Origin of the sequence: Desulfobacula sp., from assembly GCF_014237455.1 — a bacterium.
GTDB lineage: Bacteria > Desulfobacterota > Desulfobacteria > Desulfobacterales > Desulfobacteraceae > Desulfobacula.
In genome coordinates, this window is record NZ_JABZFL010000004.1 from 1 (window position 1) to 20,267 (window position 20,267).

Annotated in this window: 21 protein-coding genes, 2 tRNA genes and 1 pseudogene; 10 read left to right on the forward strand and 14 right to left on the reverse strand. The window is 40.1% G+C overall.

What is annotated here, in order from left to right; all coding sequences use genetic code 11:
• Positions 1-92: 92 nt before the first annotated feature.
• A complete protein-coding gene (locus HGJ91_RS00720) occupies positions 93-1,469 on the forward strand; it encodes an IS1380 family transposase (RefSeq protein ID WP_291345761.1) in 1,377 nt (458 codons plus the stop codon).
• A 17-nt stretch (positions 1,470-1,486) separates the two neighbouring features.
• Here HGJ91_RS00720 and HGJ91_RS00725 read toward each other — a convergent pair whose 3' ends face one another.
• From HGJ91_RS00725 to HGJ91_RS00740, 4 genes are all read right to left on the reverse strand, one after another.
• Positions 1,487-2,425 (reverse strand): cyclic nucleotide-binding domain-containing protein, encoded by a 939-nt coding sequence (locus HGJ91_RS00725; protein WP_291345763.1) that lies wholly within the window; start codon positions 2,423-2,425, stop codon positions 1,487-1,489.
• A 192-nt stretch (positions 2,426-2,617) separates the two neighbouring features.
• Positions 2,618-3,169 carry a GAF domain-containing protein gene (locus tag HGJ91_RS00730; RefSeq protein ID WP_291345764.1) on the reverse strand — a complete coding sequence of 184 codons (552 nt, stop codon included), beginning with the start codon at positions 3,167-3,169 and terminating at the stop codon, positions 2,618-2,620.
• Positions 3,170-3,243: 74 nt separating this feature from the next.
• Entirely contained in the window at positions 3,244-3,708 is a 465-nt protein-coding gene (locus tag HGJ91_RS00735; RefSeq protein WP_291345766.1) for a hypothetical protein, read from the reverse strand.
• Positions 3,709-3,965: 257 nt separating this feature from the next.
• A complete protein-coding gene (locus HGJ91_RS00740) occupies positions 3,966-4,514 on the reverse strand; it encodes a DOMON domain-containing protein (protein ID WP_291345767.1) in 549 nt (182 codons plus the stop codon).
• Positions 4,515-4,778: 264 nt separating this feature from the next.
• Between HGJ91_RS00740 and yqeC the strand changes: the two genes are divergently transcribed.
• From yqeC to mocA, 3 genes are read left to right on the forward strand one after another with little or no spacing between them, the layout of a single operon-like run.
• On the forward strand, positions 4,779-5,579 hold the full coding sequence (gene yqeC / locus HGJ91_RS00745; RefSeq protein ID WP_291345768.1) for a selenium cofactor biosynthesis protein YqeC: 801 nt from the start codon (positions 4,779-4,781) through the stop codon (positions 5,577-5,579).
• Positions 5,579-6,643, forward strand: a complete 1,065-nt coding sequence (locus HGJ91_RS00750) for an XdhC family aldehyde oxidoreductase maturation factor (RefSeq protein ID WP_291345769.1) — start codon at positions 5,579-5,581, stop codon at positions 6,641-6,643. The genes yqeC and HGJ91_RS00750 overlap by 1 nt, the downstream gene beginning before the upstream one ends.
• Positions 6,640-7,257, forward strand: a complete 618-nt coding sequence (mocA, locus tag HGJ91_RS00755; protein ID WP_291345770.1) for a molybdenum cofactor cytidylyltransferase — start codon at positions 6,640-6,642, stop codon at positions 7,255-7,257. The genes HGJ91_RS00750 and mocA overlap by 4 nt, the downstream gene beginning before the upstream one ends.
• On the opposite strand, the gene HGJ91_RS00760 is transcribed toward mocA, so the two are convergent.
• On the reverse strand, positions 7,238-7,654 hold the full coding sequence (locus HGJ91_RS00760; RefSeq protein WP_291345771.1) for a secondary thiamine-phosphate synthase enzyme YjbQ: 417 nt from the start codon (positions 7,652-7,654) through the stop codon (positions 7,238-7,240). The genes mocA and HGJ91_RS00760 overlap by 20 nt on opposite strands.
• 162 nt (positions 7,655-7,816) lie before the next feature.
• On the opposite strand from HGJ91_RS00760, the gene HGJ91_RS00765 reads away from it, so the two are divergent.
• Complete coding sequence (locus HGJ91_RS00765; RefSeq protein ID WP_291345772.1) at positions 7,817-8,518, forward strand: hypothetical protein; 702 nt, start codon at positions 7,817-7,819, stop codon at positions 8,516-8,518.
• Between the two features lie 64 nt (positions 8,519-8,582).
• Here the strand turns inward: HGJ91_RS00765 and HGJ91_RS00770 are convergent, their stop codons facing one another.
• Both HGJ91_RS00770 and lysA read right to left on the reverse strand, forming a co-directional pair.
• Positions 8,583-8,930, reverse strand: a complete 348-nt coding sequence (locus HGJ91_RS00770; protein WP_291345773.1) for a hypothetical protein — start codon at positions 8,928-8,930, stop codon at positions 8,583-8,585.
• 30 nt (positions 8,931-8,960) lie between these two features.
• Entirely contained in the window at positions 8,961-10,292 is a 1,332-nt protein-coding gene (gene lysA, locus HGJ91_RS00775) for a diaminopimelate decarboxylase (protein ID WP_367142562.1), read from the reverse strand.
• A 247-nt stretch (positions 10,293-10,539) separates the two neighbouring features.
• On the opposite strand from lysA, the gene HGJ91_RS16460 reads away from it, so the two are divergent.
• Both HGJ91_RS16460 and HGJ91_RS00780 read left to right on the forward strand, forming a co-directional pair.
• Entirely contained in the window at positions 10,540-10,761 is a 222-nt protein-coding gene (locus tag HGJ91_RS16460) for a type II toxin-antitoxin system RelE/ParE family toxin (protein WP_367142560.1), read from the forward strand.
• 67 nt (positions 10,762-10,828) lie between these two features.
• The gene (locus tag HGJ91_RS00780) at positions 10,829-11,131 is read left to right on the forward strand and encodes a HigA family addiction module antitoxin (protein WP_291345774.1); all 303 of its coding nucleotides are present in this window, start codon (positions 10,829-10,831) and stop codon (positions 11,129-11,131) included.
• A gap of 44 nt (positions 11,132-11,175) precedes the next feature.
• Here the strand turns inward: HGJ91_RS00780 and HGJ91_RS00785 are convergent.
• The 3 genes and pseudogenes from HGJ91_RS00785 to HGJ91_RS00800 form a co-directional block, all read right to left on the reverse strand.
• Positions 11,176-11,252 (reverse strand) — tRNA-Arg (locus HGJ91_RS00785).
• Positions 11,253-11,425: 173 nt separating this feature from the next.
• A pseudogene (locus HGJ91_RS16465) lies at positions 11,426-12,063 on the reverse strand (peptidylprolyl isomerase).
• Positions 12,064-12,182: 119 nt separating this feature from the next.
• Positions 12,183-12,258 (reverse strand) — tRNA-His (locus HGJ91_RS00800).
• A gap of 152 nt (positions 12,259-12,410) precedes the next feature.
• Here HGJ91_RS00800 and HGJ91_RS00805 point away from each other — a divergent pair.
• Positions 12,411-12,590, forward strand: a complete 180-nt coding sequence (locus HGJ91_RS00805; RefSeq protein ID WP_291345777.1) for a hypothetical protein — start codon at positions 12,411-12,413, stop codon at positions 12,588-12,590.
• Between the two features lie 12 nt (positions 12,591-12,602).
• Positions 12,603-14,519, forward strand: a complete 1,917-nt coding sequence (gene selB / locus HGJ91_RS00810) for a selenocysteine-specific translation elongation factor (protein WP_291345778.1) — start codon at positions 12,603-12,605, stop codon at positions 14,517-14,519.
• Here the strand turns inward: selB and hemW are convergent.
• Both hemW and HGJ91_RS00820 read right to left on the reverse strand, forming a co-directional pair.
• On the reverse strand, positions 14,516-15,658 hold the full coding sequence (gene hemW / locus HGJ91_RS00815) for a radical SAM family heme chaperone HemW (RefSeq protein ID WP_291345779.1): 1,143 nt from the start codon (positions 15,656-15,658) through the stop codon (positions 14,516-14,518). The two genes, selB and hemW, sit on opposite strands and share 4 nt — an antisense overlap.
• Entirely contained in the window at positions 15,651-16,817 is a 1,167-nt protein-coding gene (locus HGJ91_RS00820) for a radical SAM protein (protein WP_291345780.1), read from the reverse strand. Before HGJ91_RS00820 ends, hemW begins: the two co-directional genes overlap by 8 nt.
• A gap of 181 nt (positions 16,818-16,998) precedes the next feature.
• Between HGJ91_RS00820 and lpxK the strand changes: the two genes are divergently transcribed.
• On the forward strand, positions 16,999-18,138 hold the full coding sequence (lpxK, locus tag HGJ91_RS00825; protein WP_291345781.1) for a tetraacyldisaccharide 4'-kinase: 1,140 nt from the start codon (positions 16,999-17,001) through the stop codon (positions 18,136-18,138).
• An 11-nt stretch (positions 18,139-18,149) separates the two neighbouring features.
• Here lpxK and kdsB read toward each other — a convergent pair whose 3' ends face one another.
• Positions 18,150-18,890, reverse strand: a complete 741-nt coding sequence (gene kdsB, locus HGJ91_RS00830) for a 3-deoxy-manno-octulosonate cytidylyltransferase (RefSeq protein ID WP_291345782.1) — start codon at positions 18,888-18,890, stop codon at positions 18,150-18,152.
• A 128-nt stretch (positions 18,891-19,018) separates the two neighbouring features.
• On the reverse strand, positions 19,019-20,236 hold the full coding sequence (locus HGJ91_RS00835; protein WP_291345783.1) for a glycosyltransferase N-terminal domain-containing protein: 1,218 nt from the start codon (positions 20,234-20,236) through the stop codon (positions 19,019-19,021).
• Between the last annotated feature and the right edge of the window lie 31 nt (positions 20,237-20,267).

A 20,267-nucleotide genomic window follows, 5' to 3' on the forward strand; every position in this document is an offset into this window, starting at 1 on the left:
TTAGTAAAGAAAAAGCTTGAGGAACCCCATGAATAAAGGTTATAATAAGTTTATGAGACAAAAAAACAACCAAATTCAGGAGGCCACCTCAAGTGAAGTCCAGTAAAGCACAAATTTATACTAAATGCCATAAAATTCCTGAGGTTCGATTTGAAGATCAGCAGTTAACTTCTTTCTCTGGCATCATAATTTTTCAGCTATTATTTAGACGACTCAATTTAAAAGGCAAACTTAAAAAATGTTTCTCGCACTTAAAGGTATCACCGATTTTTGGTCATCACTTGATCGTCATACTGCTTATCATTCACATGATTCTGGGCTTCAAACGGTTGAGGCAGATCGATTATTATAGGGATGACCCAATGGTACTGCGATTAATGGGATTGAAAAGACTTCCGGATGTTTCTACCATTTCAAGGAGCCTGGCCCAAATGGATACTCAAAGTGTTGGGAAGATTCAAGAATTATCCCGTACCTTTGTAATCGATGGATTACAGCGGGAACAATTCCCCCGATTGACTCTTGACTTTGATGGCTCCGTTTTATCCACCAAAGGCCATGCCCAGGGATCTGCTATCGGTTTTAATAAAATCAAAAAAGGTGCCCGAAGTTATTATCCTCTTTTTTGCACTGTTGCCCAAACAGGGCAATTTTTTGATATGCATCACCGTCCAGGTAATGTCCATGACTCAAATGGTGCTGCCGATTTTATGCTTCGCTGTTTCCAGAATACAAAATCACAACTCCCAGGCACCATCCTTGAGTCCCGTATGGACGGTGCCTTTTTCAACAAAGATATCATTTCTCTAATGGCGGCAAAACATGTACAATTTACAGCCTCTGTTCCCTTTGCAAGATTTACCGAACTTAAACGCATGATTGAAGCATGTGAATCATGGTCTGTTATTGATGAAAACTGGTCTTTTTTTGAAACCCAATGGAAACCCAAATCCTGGAATACTGAATTTCGGTTTGTTTTCACCAGAAAAAAAATTAAAAAGCCACAAAAGGGGGCCCTCCAGTTGGATCTTTTTGAACCTGTTGCCAGAAATTATCAATACAAAGTAATTGTAACCAATAAAACAGAATCTGCAAAAGCTGTTGTGTTGTTTCATAATGGCCGTGGTTCCCAAGAAGCAATATTCGGGAATGCTAAAAATGATACTGCCCTTGGCGTTATCCCGTGTAAAAGGCTGGCGGCAAATCAAGTTTTCACTCTGGCTTCGATGATGGCGCACAATTTTTCAAAAGAAATGCAAATGCTTGCACACCCGGCAGCAGGCAGAGCAAAACCCAAACGTCCTGCAGCATGGAAATTCCAAAATCTTGACACGATACGTCATCAAATTATCCAAAGAGCTGGGCGTTTTACCTGGCCCCAAGGCAAACTCACCCTCACAATGAGTTCAAACCAGGCTGTGAAAAAAGATTTACTACATTTTATGGACTCGTTGCAAAAAGCGGCTTAAAAACTAAGAACTTCATTTTATCTTTTTTGCAACGCTGGGGTTTGAATTTTTACAGAAGGAGTAGGCTTTGCAAATTTAAAACTGATTGAATAATTATTGAATAATTGACTGTAAACACTCAGCACTATTCCTTTTTTGGCCATTTTCACTCCTGTCTTGTTAGAAATCATCTTCAACACTGCAACTCGGCCAAGATATGATCGTGCTGTTTCTCTGTTTGGGCTTTTAATCCTAAAAGAAAGCCCTCTTTCTGACAAATCCTCAAGCCTGCCATAAAAAGGAATTTTACTTGGTTGTCCTTTAGAATCCAATATATAAATGGCTGCTTTCCCAGAGGCTTTATAACGATTATGATAACGCCGTTCGATTTTCTTCTTTTTTAGAATATCTTCAATTTCGTCCTTAACAAGTTTTCTACAGAAATGTTCTAATTTCCGGTCAAATCCTACAAATTTTTTTACAAGCTTGGTATATTTTTCTCTTTCAAGGAAATATAACTTAATGTGCTCTACGGAAATCACAGAAGCTGTGGCCACACTAATTGAAAAAAAAGTGCGCCTACCTGATGTTTCACCACTGATAATATTTTTTAGAAAAAACTCATGATCGCCTTTGGAATAAACAACTTTCAGTATCCCCTGATCTATAAAAAAAAGTTTATTATTTAATTTGCCTTGTTGAATGATCATTTTACCCGGCAATACTCTAACTTTTTTTAAAGCGAAATAAAAAGCACTGGCCTCTTCATCAGCAAATTGATAATAAAGCCTATTCCATATTTTTTTATGGTTAAAATCAATTGCTTTTGACTTTTCACGTTCAATTATTTCTGCTGAATTAGCAATCTCATTTAAAGCCATTGGATCTAATTCAATCAGCCTCTCTCTAAGCTTCTCCGCTCTATCAAATTGTTTTGCATTGGCATAATTAACAATCATTTCAAAAATAAGCGTCACAGCCTTTTCTTTCTGATTTTGATCAATTAATTCATTGATCTGCCTTGTTTTTTCTTCAAATGGAATGGCTTTTCTCCCTATATATAAATGGCCTACGATCTGCTTCTTGAAGAATCTGAAGCTTATAAGATGCCGTTATCATTTATCAAAATTCAGTAAAAAAGCATACATCAAAATGAATCGCGCTTCCATCTAAAGCCATATGGGATGAAGTTCATCCAGGGTATCCTTTGTACACTGGACAACGGCAGACAGCCTGAAATATCGCAATGCCATGCCTATATTCAGGGTCAACAGACTGAGATAGGACAGCTCAATCTTTGACACCTCCCATGGTTCTGAATGATAGATTCTCAAGGCTCCAATAATTTTCCCCTGCAGATTGACCGGCAGGGAGACGATGGACCGGATACCTTCTTTTTCTGCTTTTTCAGGATACTGTAGGCGGTCACTGCCTTTTGTATCGGTAATAATCACGGGTTTGAGATTTGGCAGCAGTTTGATACTCTTATCAACCAGGATAGGGCCCTTATTGACATATCCAATGCTCAGCCCTTTTGTGGCAAGGATTTCCAGGGATTCTGTCCCGGGATTCACCACAAAAATGCTGGCCCCTTTCACCTCCATGGCGGAGACCAACAGGTGGGTGGCCTGGGACCCCATTATGGTGGGATTATTTGCATCAAATACAGTTTCCACGATCAATTTATATCTTTCAAGGTCTATTTTGTGATCACTTGACATATTATCTTCCTCCTTTGACTGATGGATGGCATAAAGCAGATCCAGGATACCATACCATGGTATTTGATCTATTTTTAATTTACAATATGGACCCCGATCCCCCCCTCAACATGCCGGGTAACTCTTTTTGAAATGCTTCTGCTAAAATAATTGATAATATTGCCGGGATTTCGATTCAGCACCACCACGTCAAACTTCTCAGTTTTCCAAAGCCAGATGATATCACGGGCAATATCCTGTCGTATCGGTATGTAACGGCAATGAATATGATGACCGGCAAATCCGTAGTCCTTCAGTTTCTGCCCGGCCGCCTCCAAGGCATTTTTCCGCTCATCCTGCTGCCCCCGCAGATAAGAGGTGCTTCGAGTCACTTTGTCCATGATGGGATTATTGCGGGTATCAATTTCAGGAACAGGGATAAAGGCATGAAATAAAGTGATTTCAACATCTTTTCTTCCAGCATACCTGTGACCGACAAAATCAATGGATTTTTCATCATTCATGGTAAAATTATACGGTATCAGTATTTTTACTGCCATAATGCCCTCCTTTCATTTCATAAAAAATTTAAATTAATTATTTTAAACAATGCAAAAAGGAAATGCGCCCTGTATCAAAGGGAATTTGGATATTAAAAGTCGATTACGGATGAAGCCAAAAAGATGTGAAAAAATCAAGTGAGTCTGGAGAAGGTGAATCCATATCAATTAACTATTATAAATATACCAGAGAGATCTTTTATTGTAAATTAATTTTTCCTGAATGGTAAAAAGCGCTGACAAAAATCTTATGGGATTCATTTTATCTTTTTGTTTTCGCCGGTTGATAAATTGATTTCATAAATCGTCCGATATGGATGACGATTTTTAAAAGAATCTTTCCCTGCCCCGTATGCAAACATTATCCGGCTTATCCCTGCCGGATTGATGGGTTTGTCATATTTGTCACCGGTATCAAGGGGCAAGGTGAAAGAAATGGTTGTAACCCCATCCTCTTCGGAACCCAAAGGAGTTAAGACATCATTCTTCCCTCCCAGTTTTTCATCACTGGAATGCCCTCTTTTTCTATCCGCATAATGATCCCCAATTTTAAATTTCCCTTCTTTGACCGTACCAATGATAATATTGGCCCCCAGCATGGCTTTTTCAGGATCAAAACCGATGCTGACCCAGCCGGTTGTCTTTGCAGACAGCCTGACATGGATCTGATCTCCTTCAATTGTCCACGAAAACTGCATATTTTTTACTTCAAGTGTATGCTCGTATTCCATTGCAGACAAAGACAATGGTATTGAAAAAAACAGAAATGTCAGTATTGAAACAATAAAAAAAATCTTTTTCATCATTACGACTCCCTTAAATAAAAATACCTGTTTTCTTGCTGCGCAAAAGAACAATCATTAATAGATGGCTTGTTTTTAATAAATACTTTTAAGGCCTGAACAAGTCAAGAAAATTAACTATTTCAAACGGCCTCCTGTCTGCCTTTTTTCTTTAATGCTTGAATTATAAAAAAATTGTGAAATAATCATTCTCAGATTAAATTACATTAAAATACCTTCAGATTCAATGGATAACTATTTACAGGTTTGATTGTTTAATTTTATAAAATGACAAATACACTTATTGATACATTACACTTAAACAGCCGGGGCGTTATCAGTCTGATCGGTGCAGGCGGGAAGACAAGCCTGATGTTCTGTCTGGCAAAAGAACTCGCAGCATCCGGTAAAACCATTTTAACAACGACCACCACCAGAATCTTTATGCCAAACCCAGATCAATCTCCTGTCACCATCATTGAAGGTGCTGTTGATGAACTGGTTAAAAAATCAAAATCCTTTCTCAGCCGTTACTCTCATTTTTCAGCAGGCAGCAAACAGGATTTGGCAACTGGAAAACTGAAAGGGTTTACCCCGGATATCATTCATCAATTATGGCAGGAGAACCTTTTTGACTGGATTCTTGTGGAGGCAGACGGTGCCAGACAAAAACCGCTTAAAGCCACTGCTTCACATGAACCTGTGGTTCCAAAAACCACCAGTCATCTGGTTCTTGTCACAGGGCTCGATGCTGTTGGGAAAACCCTTGATGAAAACCATGTCCACAGAGCCGGACTTTTTTCAAAGAACACAGGACGTTCCCTGGGAGAAACCATAGATGTGCAATCCATTGCCACATCCATTGCCATTGAGATAAAAAAGGCCAACGCTTTGGGACATCCCCTTTTTAACATTGTGTTTTTAAACAAAGCCGACACCCCGGGCAGGATAGCATCCGGTCGAAAAATTGCTGAACTTTTGCAAACAAATAAAAATATTAACACGATTATCACTGCCTCACTCAGGGATGAATCCTCTGTTAAAAACTATTTTGATATTCGAAAAACAAACCAAAGGAATAAAAAATAATGGGGGAAAAAATATATATAAAGGTCTATGAACTGCTTTCATCAGGGCAGAAACTTGTTCTTGCAAAAACCATCAGACGGTCAGGCTCCACTCCAAGGGATGTGGGGTCCATGTGCATCATCACACAAGACGGAAAACTCATCGGAACCGTTGGCGGCGGAGCCCTGGAATACAGGGTTCAAAAACGGGCCGTGGCGCTTTTAAAACAGGAAAAATCATTCATTTACCAGTTTCATCTGACCAATGAGGATCTGGCAGGTGCCGGCATGATTTGCGGCGGAGATGTTGACCTTTACCTGGAACCTCTTTTTCCGGAAAACGCCGGAATGGTATCATTGTTTGAAACCATAAAACAACAGATTGCCGACAACCGGCCAGGCATACTGGTGACCCGGATCGAGAACGGCATACATGCCATGGATACCGGTGCAAGAGTGTTTATAAAAGAGGGGGGCAAAACTTTTGGAACCATTCCCGGACTCAACCCCAAAGAAATAAATCTTGACAAAAATATACCTTATGATCTGATCAATTTGGATGACAAAGGTATGGATCTCTTTGTGGAAAAAATTGCCCTTGATCCCCGGATTTTTCTTTTCGGGGCTGGCCATGTCTCCTTGTTTGTGGCACGCTTGGCAAAAACAGTAGGGTTTAGCATCACCTTGATTGATGACAGGCCGGAGTTTGCCAACAAAAAAAGATTCCCCGAAGCAGATAAAATCCTTATCACTGATTTTAAGCAAGCCTTTGAACAACTGGAAATTTCACAAAATTCATATATCCTGATTATCACACGGGGCCACCTTCATGATAAGACGGTATTACAGCATGCCCTTGGCACAAATGCATCCTATATCGGTATGATCGGCAGCACTAAAAAAAGGAATACTATATACAAAGCGCTTATGGATGAAGGTTTTTCCAAAGACGACCTTGAAAAAGTCTACTCACCCATCGGCGTTGATATCAATGCGGAAACCCCCGAAGAGATAGCTGTCAGCATTGTGGGAGAACTGATAAAAAAACGGGCACCCGAAAAAAAAACAAAGAACTTGATATTGTGAGTGTATCCAGTAAAAAAATTTCCGGGATTATCCTTGCTGCAGGATCTGCATCCCGTATGGGTAAGACAAAACAACTGCTGCCGTTTGGAGAAAATACTCTTCTTGGCCAGGTGATTCAAAATGCCGGAGAATCGGCATTACACGAAATTATAGTCGTTCTGGGGCATTGCGCCGAAAAAATAGAGCAGGCCATCGATCTTTCGAGTACAAAAATTATCAGGAACACTGCGTACTCAAAGGGCCAGAGCACATCCCTTATCAAAGGACTTGAAAATGTCTCCTCCATTTGTGACGCAGCAATCTTCCTTCTGGGAGATCAGCCCCTTGTCACAGCTGCCATTATCAACAAGCTTATTGATGCATTTGAAACGTCCAACGCCCCGATTGTCATCCCGTACTGCAACGGCAAACGGGGCAACCCGGTTATCATTGCCAGACCTTTGTTTCATCGCCTTAAATCATTATCCGCCGATACCGGGGCAAGAGCTCTTTTTGATGAGTTTAAAAGATCTATCTTAAAAGTGTCAATTCCCGATGAAGCCATTCTGGTTGATGTGGACACAATAGATGATTATGAAAAATTGAAAAAAAATTTTATTCTCCAATTATTTTGACCAAAACACGTTTTTTCCTTCTACCGTCAAATTCACCATAAAAAATCTGTTCCCATGTACCGAAATCAAGCTTTCCTTCCGTGATTGCAACAACGCTTTCTCTACCCATAATCTGCCGTTTCATATGGGCATCTGCATTGTCTTCACCAATATTGTGTCTGTACTGAGAAACCGGCTCATGGGGAGCTAATTTTTCAAGCCATAGATTATAATCATGGTGTAATCCTGATTCATCATCATTAATAAATACAGAGGCTGTGATATGCATTGCGTTTATAAGTACAAGTCCTTCAGTTACTCCGCTTTCATTAATGCATTTTTGAATATCAGGTGTAATGTTGATGAAAGCCCTTCTTGTTGGAATCTCAAACCATAGTTCTTTTCTGTATGTTTTCATAAAATTAATTCCATATTTTGTTAATCAGTTATAAGAATAAAACATATAAGAAAATAATTTTCAAGAAAATGTAGCTAACAAAAGGATATTGATTTTTGTTGAAATTACCCCTAATATAAAACACGTTTTACATTTTCCTTTAAAAGAACAACGGAGGAAAAGATGGGAATAATACCAATAAGTTATATCTTTGTCCTGCCTGAGGAACGTCAGATCCAGATGGACATACAACTTGATTCACAACATTTAAATATAATAGGCAATTGTCCGGATGTCCTTCCAGAATGGGCCGAGCTGAACTTTTGTCAATGCCCCCATTGCCCGCTGTCCGTTACAACGCGCACCCACTGCCCCCTGGCAGCGAACCTGGTTAATATTATCAAGCATCTTGATATCCTTTGTTCCTACCACCAGATCCGGGTCAAGGTGATTATGAAAAACAGGACCATCACCCAGGACACAACAATTCAAAAAGGGATCAGTTCACTGATGGGCCTGGTGATTGCCACCAGCGGTTGTCCCCACACAACATTTTTTAAACCCATGGCACGGTTCCACCTTCCACTGGCTGATGAAGAAGAAACCATCGGCCGTGCAGCATCCATATATCTGCTTAAGCAATATTTTTTGAAAAATGAAGGGAAACCTGCGGATTTTGATTTAAAGGGACTCGTGGAAATATATGATAATATGCACACGGTCAACACGACAATCGCCAAGCGGTTGAGAGCTGCAAGTAAAACAGATTCTGCTGTTAATGCGATTATTCTACTGGACGTGTTTACATATGTGCTGCCCTTTTCCATAGAAGCCTATCTTCAAGAGATCAAATATCTGTTTGATATAAACAATTTTTCAACTTAACTTTTGGTTTTGTTTGGAAACGATGAATGTCAAACAAGTTCTCGCCTTCTTCTAAAAGAGCGCATTACTTTTCAAAAAAAATTTCATATAAAGCTGAAGTCTCTTCTTTTTCAAGCAAAAAAGTATCGTCTTCTGGGTAATATTTAGCTTTCTCAGGATGCTCCCCGGCAAACTTCTTTACTGATTCCATAGAATCCCATATGGTTACGAGCAAAAAATGGGCTGTTGTATTTTCGTTTCGCCGCTGGAAGTATAATTTGAGCAAACCGTCAACGGAACCATAATCTGGTGCAGCTCTCGAAATCATAAATTTCTCATATTCCTCAGCCTGTTCAATAGCGACCTTTCCATGCCACAACCTCATAATTGCCATATTATTTCCCCTCGCAATAGAATATGTCTCAATGCTCATTCCCGGCATAAACCCACATGGCATTGTTTTTTATTTCTCCATTTCAATTAAGCTCTCATACGTCTGGCGTTTGCGGATGATCCTGAACTGATCGCCATCTACCAGCACTTCGGCGCACATCGGACGGGCATTGTAGTTGCTGGCCATGGTAAAGCCATAAGCGCCAACACTAAAGACCGCCACCAGGTCACCTCGCTCAACCATCGGCATGGCCCTGTTTTTTGCAAAATAGTCTGTAGCCTCGCAGATCGGGCCGACCACATCGACTACTTCAGTATTGTCCATTTCCAAACCGTTGACGCGTTTTTCAGGAACCAAGTTCTCACCGACCCTGGTTGGCCAGATAAAGTGAAACGCCTCATACAAACACGGGCGAATCAGATCATTCATACCCGCATCAACAATCACAAAATTTTTTTCGCCGCCTGACTTTTTAAATACGGTGCGTGTCAGCATGATCCCTGCATTGGCAATAATACTTTTACCCGGTTCGAGAATCAACTTCAAATTCGCAGCTTTCAGCAGCGGCACGATCCTCTCGGCATAATCAGCGGCAGAGGGCACCGTGGCCGTCTCGTAATCAGCCCCGTAGCCGCCACCCAGATCAAGCTTATCAATCGTATAACCCTTGCTGCGCAAGTCCTCGACCAGCGGCAGGACTTTCTTGACATAGTTGACATACGGATCGACAGTTTTGCCACCAGAGCCGAGATGCACATGAATCACTGACATCTCGACAACGCCGTTGTTGGCATACTTGTCATAAATTTTCAGCGTCCGTTCGATATCGATACCGAACTTTGTTTCCTTAACACCGGTTGTTATATATTTGTGGGTATCATAATTTATATCCGGGTTAACACGCAGTGCGGATTTGGTTGTCTTGCCGTGTACTTTGCAAAGTTTGATAAGGTTCTCAAGTTCTGCTTCGGATTCGATATTAAAACAGCCGATCCCCGCGTCCAATGCCTCGATAATTTCGGCATCCGTCTTGCCCACGCCCGCAAAGACAATTTTGCTCATGTCTGCCCCAGCCTGTTGGGCGCGGTATAGTTCACCGCCGCTGACAATGTCAAAGCCGCTGCCCGCAACGGCCAAGTCCTTGAGGATATGAATATTGCCGCACGCCTTAATTGAATAACAAATCGTCGTGTCAATGTCGGCATATGCGGTTTGAATTTTTTTCAGATGATCAAGGAACGTTGCCTTGCTATAAATATACACCGGCGTACCGACCTGATTTGCAATCGCCTCAACATCCACACCCTCAGCAAATAACTTCCCATTCTTATAACTAAATGAATCTATAACTGACCCCCTTTGCCTTAATATTTCCCTTACGTAATCTATAAATATTTCAATTCATTTTCCAAAATCTCACACCTCCGGCTAAGGTGTTCCATCTCTTTGTAATTACCACATCATCACAGCTAACTGCAAGTGTTTGTGTTGTCATGCAAGAAGATCTGTAGTGCGAAATATGGTTAGATCAAGGATACCTGAAAAAGTAGCTATAATGCACGAAAAATTGTTCTTGCCATGAATAATACATTCAACTATTATTGTAACCGAAAGGGTTACAATATATCAACGGGAAACAATTAACAAAGTGATAAAATCATTCATCCACAAGGATTTGAAAAACTTTTTTTACAAAGGGACTAAAAAAGGAATCAACCCAAACCATGCAGACAAATTGAGTGATATTTTAGACATGCTTGATGCTGCAACAGAAATAAAGGATATAAAATTTCCTGGCTCTAATCTTCATTTGTTAGAACCAAAGAACACGAAATTTATGCGATTTCTGTTTCCGGTGCATGGCGGGTAACGTTCAGAATGGAAAATGGTAACGTATATATCATTGACTATTTGAACTATCACTAAAGGGGGGAAACATGAGGACAAGACAGCCGGCACACCCTGGCCGTATTTTAAAGAATATGTATATTAAACCTTTGGGCATTACCATTACTATGCTTGCAGACACATTAAAAGTTTCAAGAAAAGCTCTTTCAATGATTGTCAATGAACATAAGGCAGTGACAACCGAAATGGCGTTACGGCTTTCCCAGGCGTTTGATACTACACCAGACTTGTGGCTGAATCTGCAAAAAAACTATGATCTTTTTTATACCCGGAAAAACTCAAAAGGATGGCAAGCAATTCCTAAAATTGAAACGGTATTAGAACCTACATGAAATTAGACATGAATTTATTTTATTCCATAAATTCAATAGGTTGTTGGCACGCCCGGAGGGATTCGAACCCCCGGCCTATGGATTCGAAGTCCAGCGCTCTATCCAGCTGAGCTACGGGCGCACAGGTTTATGAAAACGATATTAGATATCACAATAAACTGTTTTCTGCAATGATGTAATTTTACATCTTTAAGACCATAAATATAATGGATTGGGGAACGGGCGTCGCCGGTGCCGAAGCTGTCTCACAAAAATATTTACTTGAAATCAATCAACTCCACATCAGAAACAAGGTCAGTTTTTGGCGGAAATTTCATTTAAGGCCGCATCAAAACTTGCCTGATCTGTTTTAAAGGCTTTAGCATCTTCTCCAATCCTGATAATGCTCAGCGTATTAATTTTGTCGCCTTTTTCAATCTTATTTACCACATCCTGACCTTTGATGACTTTTCCAAAAACCGTATGTTTATTGTCAAGCCAGGGGGTTGCCTTATGGGTAATGAAAAACTGGCTGCCATTGGTTCCGGGGCCGGCATTGGCCATTGAAAGAATCCCGGGAGAATCATGTTTTAGCTCGTCGACAAACTCATCAGGAAATTGGTATCCTGGGCCTCCCCTGCCCGTTCCTTTGGGATCACCGCCCTGAATCATAAAATCCGGATCACCCTGTGAAAAATGAGCCCGTCATAATATTTTTTTGAAGAACTCTGGTCAGAAGCAATCGTCCCTTGAGCCAGTCCTGCAAAATTAATGATAGTGATGGGAACCTGTTTATAATAGAGGATGGCAATAATCTGTCCTTTATTTGTATCAAATTGAGCATACAATCCATCCTTGAGGTCCTGGGAGAGAACTTCAGAAAAAGTAAGACAAGGTATTAAAAACAAACACAGAAGAATAGAGGTTACAAGGGGTCTTTTGATTGAAATCATTTTGACCGTCTCCTTCCTTAATCGATTTTGGCTTTCTCCGGAATCAAAAAAACCCGACGCTCAGGATACTTGAGTTTCGGGTATTATTGACCACTCTTTCTATAACTTTTAGAAAAAAATGGGGTGAGTGAAGGGGCTCGAACCCTCGACATCCAGGACCACAACCTAGCGCTCTGCCAACTGAGCTACACCCACCGCAAAAAACTTCTTTTAATTATCAGAACTTGATCAATTTTTCAATACTTTTTTAATTTAGCTGAATTCAAAACCATATTTTACATTGACCTTGAAGTATCGTTTGACTATTATCCTTGCGTATCAATATTTGATTAAAGGAACTTTTTTATATGAATGCATTTTTAATTTTTGTTGTCAGGCTTATTTTAGGTCTTGTATTCGGTATTTTCCTTATCCGGGTGTTCAGGCCGGAATGGGGTATTTATCATGGCGTTGTCACAGGACTTATCCTGGTGGCCCTGGCTTATGGCATGACGCTTTTTAGAAAAAAGAAAACAAATAAAAACTGAGGATTTGTACCCTTGGAAAAAAATATCATCTTAGGAACCGCAGGACACATTGACCATGGCAAGACAAGCCTTGTCAAGGCGTTGACAGGGATTGAAACAGACCGGCTCAAAGAGGAAAAAGAACGGGGCATTACCATTGAACTTGGATTTGCATTACTTGATCTGCCCAATGGACAGCATATCGGCATCGTGGATATGCCGGGCCATGAAAAATTTGTAAAAAACATGGTGGCCGGTTCCAGTGGAATTGATGTGGTCACAATGGTGATTGCGGCCGATGAGGGTGTCATGCCCCAGACAAGGGAGCATATGGAAATCTGCAACCTCATGGGGATTGAGCATGGAATGATTGCCTTGACCAAAATAGACATGGTGGATGAAGATCTTTTAGAGCTTGCCCTTGAGGATATCAATGATTTTGTGCAGGACACTTTTCTTGAAGACAAGCCCATTATTCCTGTCTCCTCTGTCACAAATCAAGGGCTGGATGAATTTGTCAAAACCCTTGAAGCCATCTGCAGCAATCTTCCTGAAAGAAAATTTTCTGCTATTTTCAGGCTCCCGGTGGATCGTGTCTTTTCAATGAAAGGATTTGGCACAGTAATTACCGGGACACTGACTTCCGGCAGTATCAATACCGGGGATGATATCATGGTCTATCCCAAACGAATTGTTTCCAAAGTCAGGGGTATCCAGATTCACAGTTCAGGGGTTGATACGGCAGGGCCCGGCACCCGGACAGCCATTAATTTTCAAGGGCTTGACAAGGAATCCGTCAACCGCGGAGATATTCTGTCTACTCCTGACACTTTGATTGAAAGCTATATGGTGGATGCCCATTTTCTTTATTTAAAAAGCAATGCTAAACCGGCTAAAAACAGAACCAGAATAAGATTTCATTCAGGAACCAGCGAAATACTCGGATATCTGATACTGCTTGACAGGGAAGAACTGCTGCCCGGAGATGACGCTCCTGTTCAGTTCAGGCTTGAGTCCCCTGTCTGTTGTATCAAAGACGACAGGTACGTAATTCGAAGTTATTCACCCGTAAAAACAATTGGCGGCGGTGCCATATTAAATCCGGCCTCCCAAAAGCATAAACTGTTTGATACAACTGTCATCCAAGGGCTGGAGAACCTGTTACTGAATGATAATGATCAAACCATATCCTTCTTTCTTTCTTTAAAAGGATACCAGGGGCTGTCCTTTTCCCAGTTGCGGGTTATGACCAATATCCCGGATAAAAAATTGAGCGCAGGTTTGCAGAAACTGCTTGCCAAACAACAGGTTATCCAGATCGATAAAGAAAAGCAGATTTATGTTAATGGCTCCTTTTTTAACGATTTCAAAGAAAAACTCATCCAAAAACTTGAAGTCTACCACGCAGACAACCCTTTAAAGGAGGGCATGCCGACCCAGGAGCTTAAATCCAAGTTCCAGTATATCGATAACACAAAATTTTTTAATATTCTTTTTACAAAACTGTCCAGGGAAAAACTCATAGTTCTGGATAAAAATATTGCAAAGTTGTCTACCCATGAAGTGGCGCTTCAGGTTGATCAGCAGGATGTCAAAGAAAAAATCAAAAAAATCTATCAGGCATCGGGATTGACACCACCGTTTTTCAGAACCATCTGCCAGGATCTTGATATTGATAAAAAAAATGCAACAGATGTTCTCCATATGCTGATTGATGAAAAAGCCGTTGTTAAAACAAAGGATGACCTTTACTTTGATTCAAGGGAAATCGAAAAACTTGAACAAAAGCTGATTGCATTCCTGAAAGAGAATGAATCCATCACCACTCCTGAATTTAAAGATATGACCGGAATATCGAGAAAATATGTCATCCCCTTAATTGAATACTTTGATTCCACCAACCTGACCATCCGTGTGGGAGATACACGGCAGCTGCGACGAAAAACCTAAAAAATTTTTCCGGCAAACGCTTCAACAATATTGTTCAGGCGAACCTTGCCTTCCAAAGTGAGCCCAAACCTGTGACCCTTAAAGTAGCCCAATGATCCGTCAAGGATAGGCTTCAGGACATCTCTAAATTGTTTTTTAAAGGATACACGAAACAGGCTTTGAAATTTTTCAATATCCAGCCCCTCAAGAGTGCGAAGCCTGAGCATGATCATCTCCATCATTTTCTGCTCACGGGTCAAAGTTTCCCGATCTTCAACGGGAAGACTGCCGGAAGCCAACGCCTTTATATACATGTCAATACTCTGATGATTCCAGGACCTTGTTTTTCCGTCATAGGAGTGTGCAGCAGCCCCGAACCCGTAGTACGGCATCATCTCCCAATATTTTGAGTTGTGCTTTGACCGGTTTCGCCTCCCCTTTGAAAAACTGGAAATCTCATAATGCTCATATGTATTATTGCTTAAAAACTGGGAAGTCTTTTTAAACAGTGTTGATATGACCGTACTACCAAGGGGATGGAACAATCCTTTTTTTAATTTTTCATCAAGGGGTGTGCCGGGCTCGATGGTGAGCATATAGCAGGACAGGTGGGACGGCATCATCTTAAGTGCCTGTTTTAAATCTTCCAGCCATCTGTTCTGTGTTTCAAAGGGAAGCCCGTAGATCAAATCCATGCTGATATTGTCAAATCCTGCTTTGCCGGCATCATCAATAGTGTTGATTGCCTGTTCTGCAGTGTGAATTCTTGTCAAAAACTTTAATTTATCATCATTAAATGACTGAGCCCCAATACTGAGCCGGTTGATTCCAGCTCTTTTTAATCGGCTCAGGTAGTCAAAATCAACCGTTCCCGGGTTAACTTCAAGCGTAATTTCGACATCCCGAAGCACAGAAAAATGCCCTCCAATGGCCTGTAAAAGGGTTTCAACCTCTTTAATGGAAAAAAGAGAGGGAGTTCCGCCACCAAAATATATGGTGTCAATTTTTTCCTTTAAACCGGACCGTCTTTCAATCTCTTTTAAAAGGGATTGGACATAATCAGGGATCAAAGAGAGATGGGTCTTTGAATAAAAATCACAATAGACACATTTTTTAACACAAAACGGAACATGGATATAGATAGACTTTTGATCAGACAAAACGCTTCATCAGATCATCAATAACAAAATCCACATTTTCAGGCGTTACCCCGTAAAGCTCGCAGGCCTGCTTTACCTTTTCAAGATAGGGACTGTCATCCATTTCATCAGGTCCTCGGAAAAATCCCATCCGTCTGCCGATCTGGTATAAAATTCTTTTCTCCGGTTCGAGTTCGAAAAACTGATCGATAATACCGATCATTTTCTCTTTATCTTCCGGCATTTTCCCGTTAACGGTCTCAAATAAGTTCAGGATATGATCACTTTTGATATAAGAATCGATCCCGTCAAGACTTTCGATAAACAGCCTTAACTCTTTGGCCATCATGGTATCATTCGGTTTCTGAAAATCCCCTTTTTTAGTTGCTTCGGCAAGTGCAGTTCCGTTTGTTACCGCCAGAGTCCTGATCCTGATAAAATCCGGATTAATACTGTTGAGTGCCAAAGCAGTTTCCATGGCATGCTCTATGGAATAATCAATACCGCCAAGGCCGGGTATGACATATTCCGACAGCTCCATTCCGGCATCTTTTACCTTTAACCCCGCCCTGATATGACTTTCTTTGGTGGCCCCTTTTCTGATTTTCTTTAATACAATGTCCGATCCGGATTCCATACCCACATGGATACGGTTTAATCCTGCATTGGCAATCCGTTTTAAATCATCCTGCTTGATACGGACAATGGTATGGCTTCTTGCGTATGAAGTGATCCTGTCAACATCTGGAAAACATTTTTTGATATATTCAAGCACAAACACAAGATCATCAGGTTTCATAATCAATGAGTTGGCATCCTGTAAAAAAATGGACTTCATTCCCGATGCATACCAGCTCATGGCAGCATTAAAGGCCACGCGGTCTTTTTCTTCAAAACTGTTGTAAAGAGTATTAATAGCCTTATGGTCGGCATATTCGCCCGGCTTGACAATCTGCCGAATTCTTTCAATATAGCCTTGCAAAAAATCAATATCTTTGATGACATTTTCAACAGATCTTAAGGAAAACTGCCTTTTTTTATACACCTTGCAAAAGGTACACCGGTTCCAGGGACAATTTCGCGTCAGCCGAATTAACAGGCTGCTTGCTTCACTGGGTGGACGAATGGGGCCCTGCTCAAACCCTTTATAAATATCTGTTTTCTTCTTTTTCTTTTCCATGGAATAAACTTACCTGCATTTTTCTCAATCAAAATTAATAATTTTTCGGCTCGACCTCATCACCGTTCGATCAAAATTATATACGCATTGGAACACTTAAAGTCAATTTATTTGGGCAGATCTTGAAACTTGACTGTCTATTGTGATACTTATCTATGACCTAAAATAAGATGAACATGCTATGATTGATAAACTGACTACCAAAATCCAGTATATTATGGAAAGCCATCAGGCAACCAGGGGTGGACTATCTTTAGAACGACTCCTTTATGGCCTTTCAAAAGTGTATGAAACCGGTATTCAATTCAGGAACAGTCTCTACAAAACCGGTATTTTAAAATCCAGAGAGCTGCCTTGTTTTGTCATTTCCATTGGAAATATTTCTACCGGCGGTACCGGGAAAACTCCAATGACCATATATTTATCCAAATACCTGACTGCCCTCGACTATAAAGTCGCAGTTGTCACACGGGGGTATAAAGGCAATTTAGAACATAAAGGCGGTGTTGTTTCTAACGGTAATAAGATTTTGTGCAGCCCAAAAGAAGCAGGAGATGAACCATACATGATGGCACAGATCCTTAAGCTGCCCGTCATTGTTGGGAAAAAAAAATTTGAATCCGGTATGACGGCCATTAAAAAATTTTCCCCCGATATCATTGTATTAGATGATGCATTTCAGCACCTGGCTTTAAAACGCAACCTGAATCTATTGTTGATAAATGCAAAAAAAATGCCGGGAAATAGATATCTGATACCCAGGGGTACCCTAAGAGAACCTGTGTCATCTATTCATAGAAGTGATGCTACCATTGTAACACATTCAGATCGGAACCAGAATACCGTATTTGAAAAAACAGATATTGGATCACAGGATATTCCCCTGTTTAAATGCAATCATATTCCTTATATCAGCATCATTTCACTAAAAGAAAAAGATACACCTCAGTCTAATCTATTAAACGATATTAAAGGAAAGCGCACATTGCTTTTTTCAGGAATTGCAAATAATTCAGACTTTAAAACCAGCTGTGACAAAATGGGGTTGAAAGTTCACCGTCACATTGAATTTCCGGACCATCACCGGTATACCCAGTATGACATTGACAGAATCATGCGCGCTTTTAAACAGAGTAAGGCAGATTATATTATAACCACAGCAAAAGATTATATAAAAATTTCAGATGATCTTCCATTGGGTTGTCCCCTCGTGGTATTGAACGTCCGAATAGAATTTGATGATAATAATAAAATAGCCTTTGAACTATTTATAAAAAACAAACTGCAAAAATACTTTGGGGGAAGCCAGGGTCCTGATTAATTGGAAATCGTTTAATAGTATTCAGCAAAGTATTTTTTCTCAATACGTTCTATATCTTCCGGTATGTCAACACTAAGAGAATCATGCTGTGTCACAACAACTTTTATTTTATACCCGTATTCTAAAACCCTCAATTGTTCAAGCTTCTCAATACTTTCAAGACGTGTACCTTCAAGACTGGAAATTATATCAAGAAATTTTTTTTTATACGCATAAAATCCTAAATGCTTATAAAAAACGGTATCTGAATCATCATCCCTGGGATATGGTATTTGAGATCTGGAAAAATAAAGCGCCATACCATTATCGTCAAAGGTCACTTTTACATCGGAAGGATTCGTAATTTCTTTTTTATCCATAATTTGAAAAGCAAGCGTTGACATTAATATATCCGGATCTTTTTTAAATGGTGCTGTCATTTGATCTATACATTCAGGATTAAACACAGGCTGATCTCCCTGGATATTAATAATGACTTCATCGGGTCCGGCATTGAGCAGGTTTGCAGTCTGGGCAACCCTGTCTGTTCCTGATTTAAGATCGGAGGATGTCATCATTGCCTGACCCCCAAAATCTTTGACCGTTTTGAATATTCTCTCATCATCAGTTGCTACAACAACCTGATCAATATTTTGAGCCTTCTTTGCCTGTTCATAAACCCATTGAATCATGGGTTTATTTTTTATAAGAGACAGGGGTTTTCCATTAAACCTTTTTGATCCGAATCTGGATGGTATTATCGCTATATTCATAATGAACTTTATCTATTATTATGCTAATTATATTAATATTTACTAAAAAATAATTTTAGATTTTGTAAAGATATCAGAATCAACTATTTTAAAATTTTATCATTAACTTTCAATAACTTCTTTTATAATTATAAAAAATGATTAATAAGCCTGCATGCCTGTTCTGTTCCTCCCTGGCGAGCCTTAATGTATTGTAGTGCAGATTCAAAAATCTTGGTACGTGGAGCCGGTGGATCTGTCAGATTTTTTATAAGCATGTCAGATACATCTTTCCAGTCAGACCCTATCTGTAAAAGGTTTTTTTTAATTATTTCCCGACCGACCCATGCAAAATTTTCCCATGAGGGGCCGATAACCGGAACAATGCCGTACATTAATGGTTCAAGAAAATTTTGACCGCCAAGATGTGCAAGGCTACCTCCCACAAAAACGGCATTTGAAAAAGCGTAAGCGCTTTGCAATTCTCCAAAAGTATCCCAGAGAATAATAGTACCGGGGGGAACCGGTGTCTCTGTTTTTGATTTTAATCTCCACGGCACGGATAATTGCTTCATCCTTTTTTGCCAGTGTTTTATCCGGTGCATGTGTCTGGGGAAAAGGCCGATAACTGCATCCGATTGTCTTACCTGAATCTCATTGATAATTTTTTCAATAAGAGGCTCTTCTTCCTGTCGTACTGAACCCATAACAATAAAAGGCTTTTTGTCAGGAAGTATTTTTGTCAGGGGATTTTTCCGAATGGCTCTTAATTCTTCAAATTTAAACCGGTCAAATTTAATATTTGTCATACTGCCAACAAGATTTTTCCCAAAAAGTTTTCTATACCGGTTTGCATTTTTTTCTGACATTGCAAGAATTCTTTCAGGAGCAAGCCTTTTCCATAAAGATGGCCATATACGATATCTGTTAAGGCTTTCTTGTTTCAGCCGACCATTAATAATTAATATTTTGCACGTATGCGCTTTTACGGCTGATAAAAGGCCTGGCCAAATCTCTGTTTCCAGAAGTATTATCACTTTAGGATTAATCTGGCAGACTGCATTTTTCATTATAAGGGGCACGTCAAAAGGGAAATAGGCGATACCTACAGAAATATTTGATTTTTTTAAACTATGACCTTTCTTGATTTTTTCAAGTATTTCCATGCCCTGACTTGTGTTAGTAGTCAACAGGATTTTTGCTGGATATTTTGGCTGTAATCTTTTTACCAGTTCACTTGCAAGATAGGACTCTCCTGCTGAAGCAGCCTGTATCCAGATATCAGCTTTTTGGGGGGGGTGTCTGAGAACTCTCTGTGCATACCCGATGGAAAGGCGGTGATTAAATTTCAGGAGAGGAATTGCCATTTTCCATATAAGACTATAAATTAAAAAAAAA

What these genes read in the sequence shown, in the direction of transcription:
- HGJ91_RS00780 (WP_291345774.1), top strand. Translation starts at nt 10,829, where the DNA reads ATGAGGACAAGACAGCCGGCACACCCTGGCCGTATTTTAAAGAATATG.
- kdsB (WP_291345782.1), bottom strand. Translation starts at nt 18,890, where the DNA reads ATGAATATAGCGATAATACCATCCAGATTCGGATCAAAAAGGTTTAAT.
- HGJ91_RS00835 (WP_291345783.1), bottom strand. Translation starts at nt 20,236, where the DNA reads ATGGCAATTCCTCTCCTGAAATTTAATCACCGCCTTTCCATCGGGTAT.
- HGJ91_RS00760 (WP_291345771.1), bottom strand. Translation starts at nt 7,654, where the DNA reads ATGAAAACATACAGAAAAGAACTATGGTTTGAGATTCCAACAAGAAGG.
- HGJ91_RS00750 (WP_291345769.1), top strand. Translation starts at nt 5,579, where the DNA reads ATGGGGGAAAAAATATATATAAAGGTCTATGAACTGCTTTCATCAGGG.
- HGJ91_RS00765 (WP_291345772.1), top strand. Translation starts at nt 7,817, where the DNA reads ATGGGAATAATACCAATAAGTTATATCTTTGTCCTGCCTGAGGAACGT.
- HGJ91_RS00770 (WP_291345773.1), bottom strand. Translation starts at nt 8,930, where the DNA reads ATGAGCATTGAGACATATTCTATTGCGAGGGGAAATAATATGGCAATT.
- yqeC (WP_291345768.1), top strand. Translation starts at nt 4,779, where the DNA reads ATGACAAATACACTTATTGATACATTACACTTAAACAGCCGGGGCGTT.
- lpxK (WP_291345781.1), top strand. Translation starts at nt 16,999, where the DNA reads ATGATTGATAAACTGACTACCAAAATCCAGTATATTATGGAAAGCCAT.
- HGJ91_RS00805 (WP_291345777.1), top strand. Translation starts at nt 12,411, where the DNA reads ATGAATGCATTTTTAATTTTTGTTGTCAGGCTTATTTTAGGTCTTGTA.
- HGJ91_RS00730 (WP_291345764.1), bottom strand. Translation starts at nt 3,169, where the DNA reads ATGTCAAGTGATCACAAAATAGACCTTGAAAGATATAAATTGATCGTG.
- HGJ91_RS00735 (WP_291345766.1), bottom strand. Translation starts at nt 3,708, where the DNA reads ATGGCAGTAAAAATACTGATACCGTATAATTTTACCATGAATGATGAA.
- HGJ91_RS00740 (WP_291345767.1), bottom strand. Translation starts at nt 4,514, where the DNA reads ATGATGAAAAAGATTTTTTTTATTGTTTCAATACTGACATTTCTGTTT.
- HGJ91_RS00820 (WP_291345780.1), bottom strand. Translation starts at nt 16,817, where the DNA reads ATGGAAAAGAAAAAGAAGAAAACAGATATTTATAAAGGGTTTGAGCAG.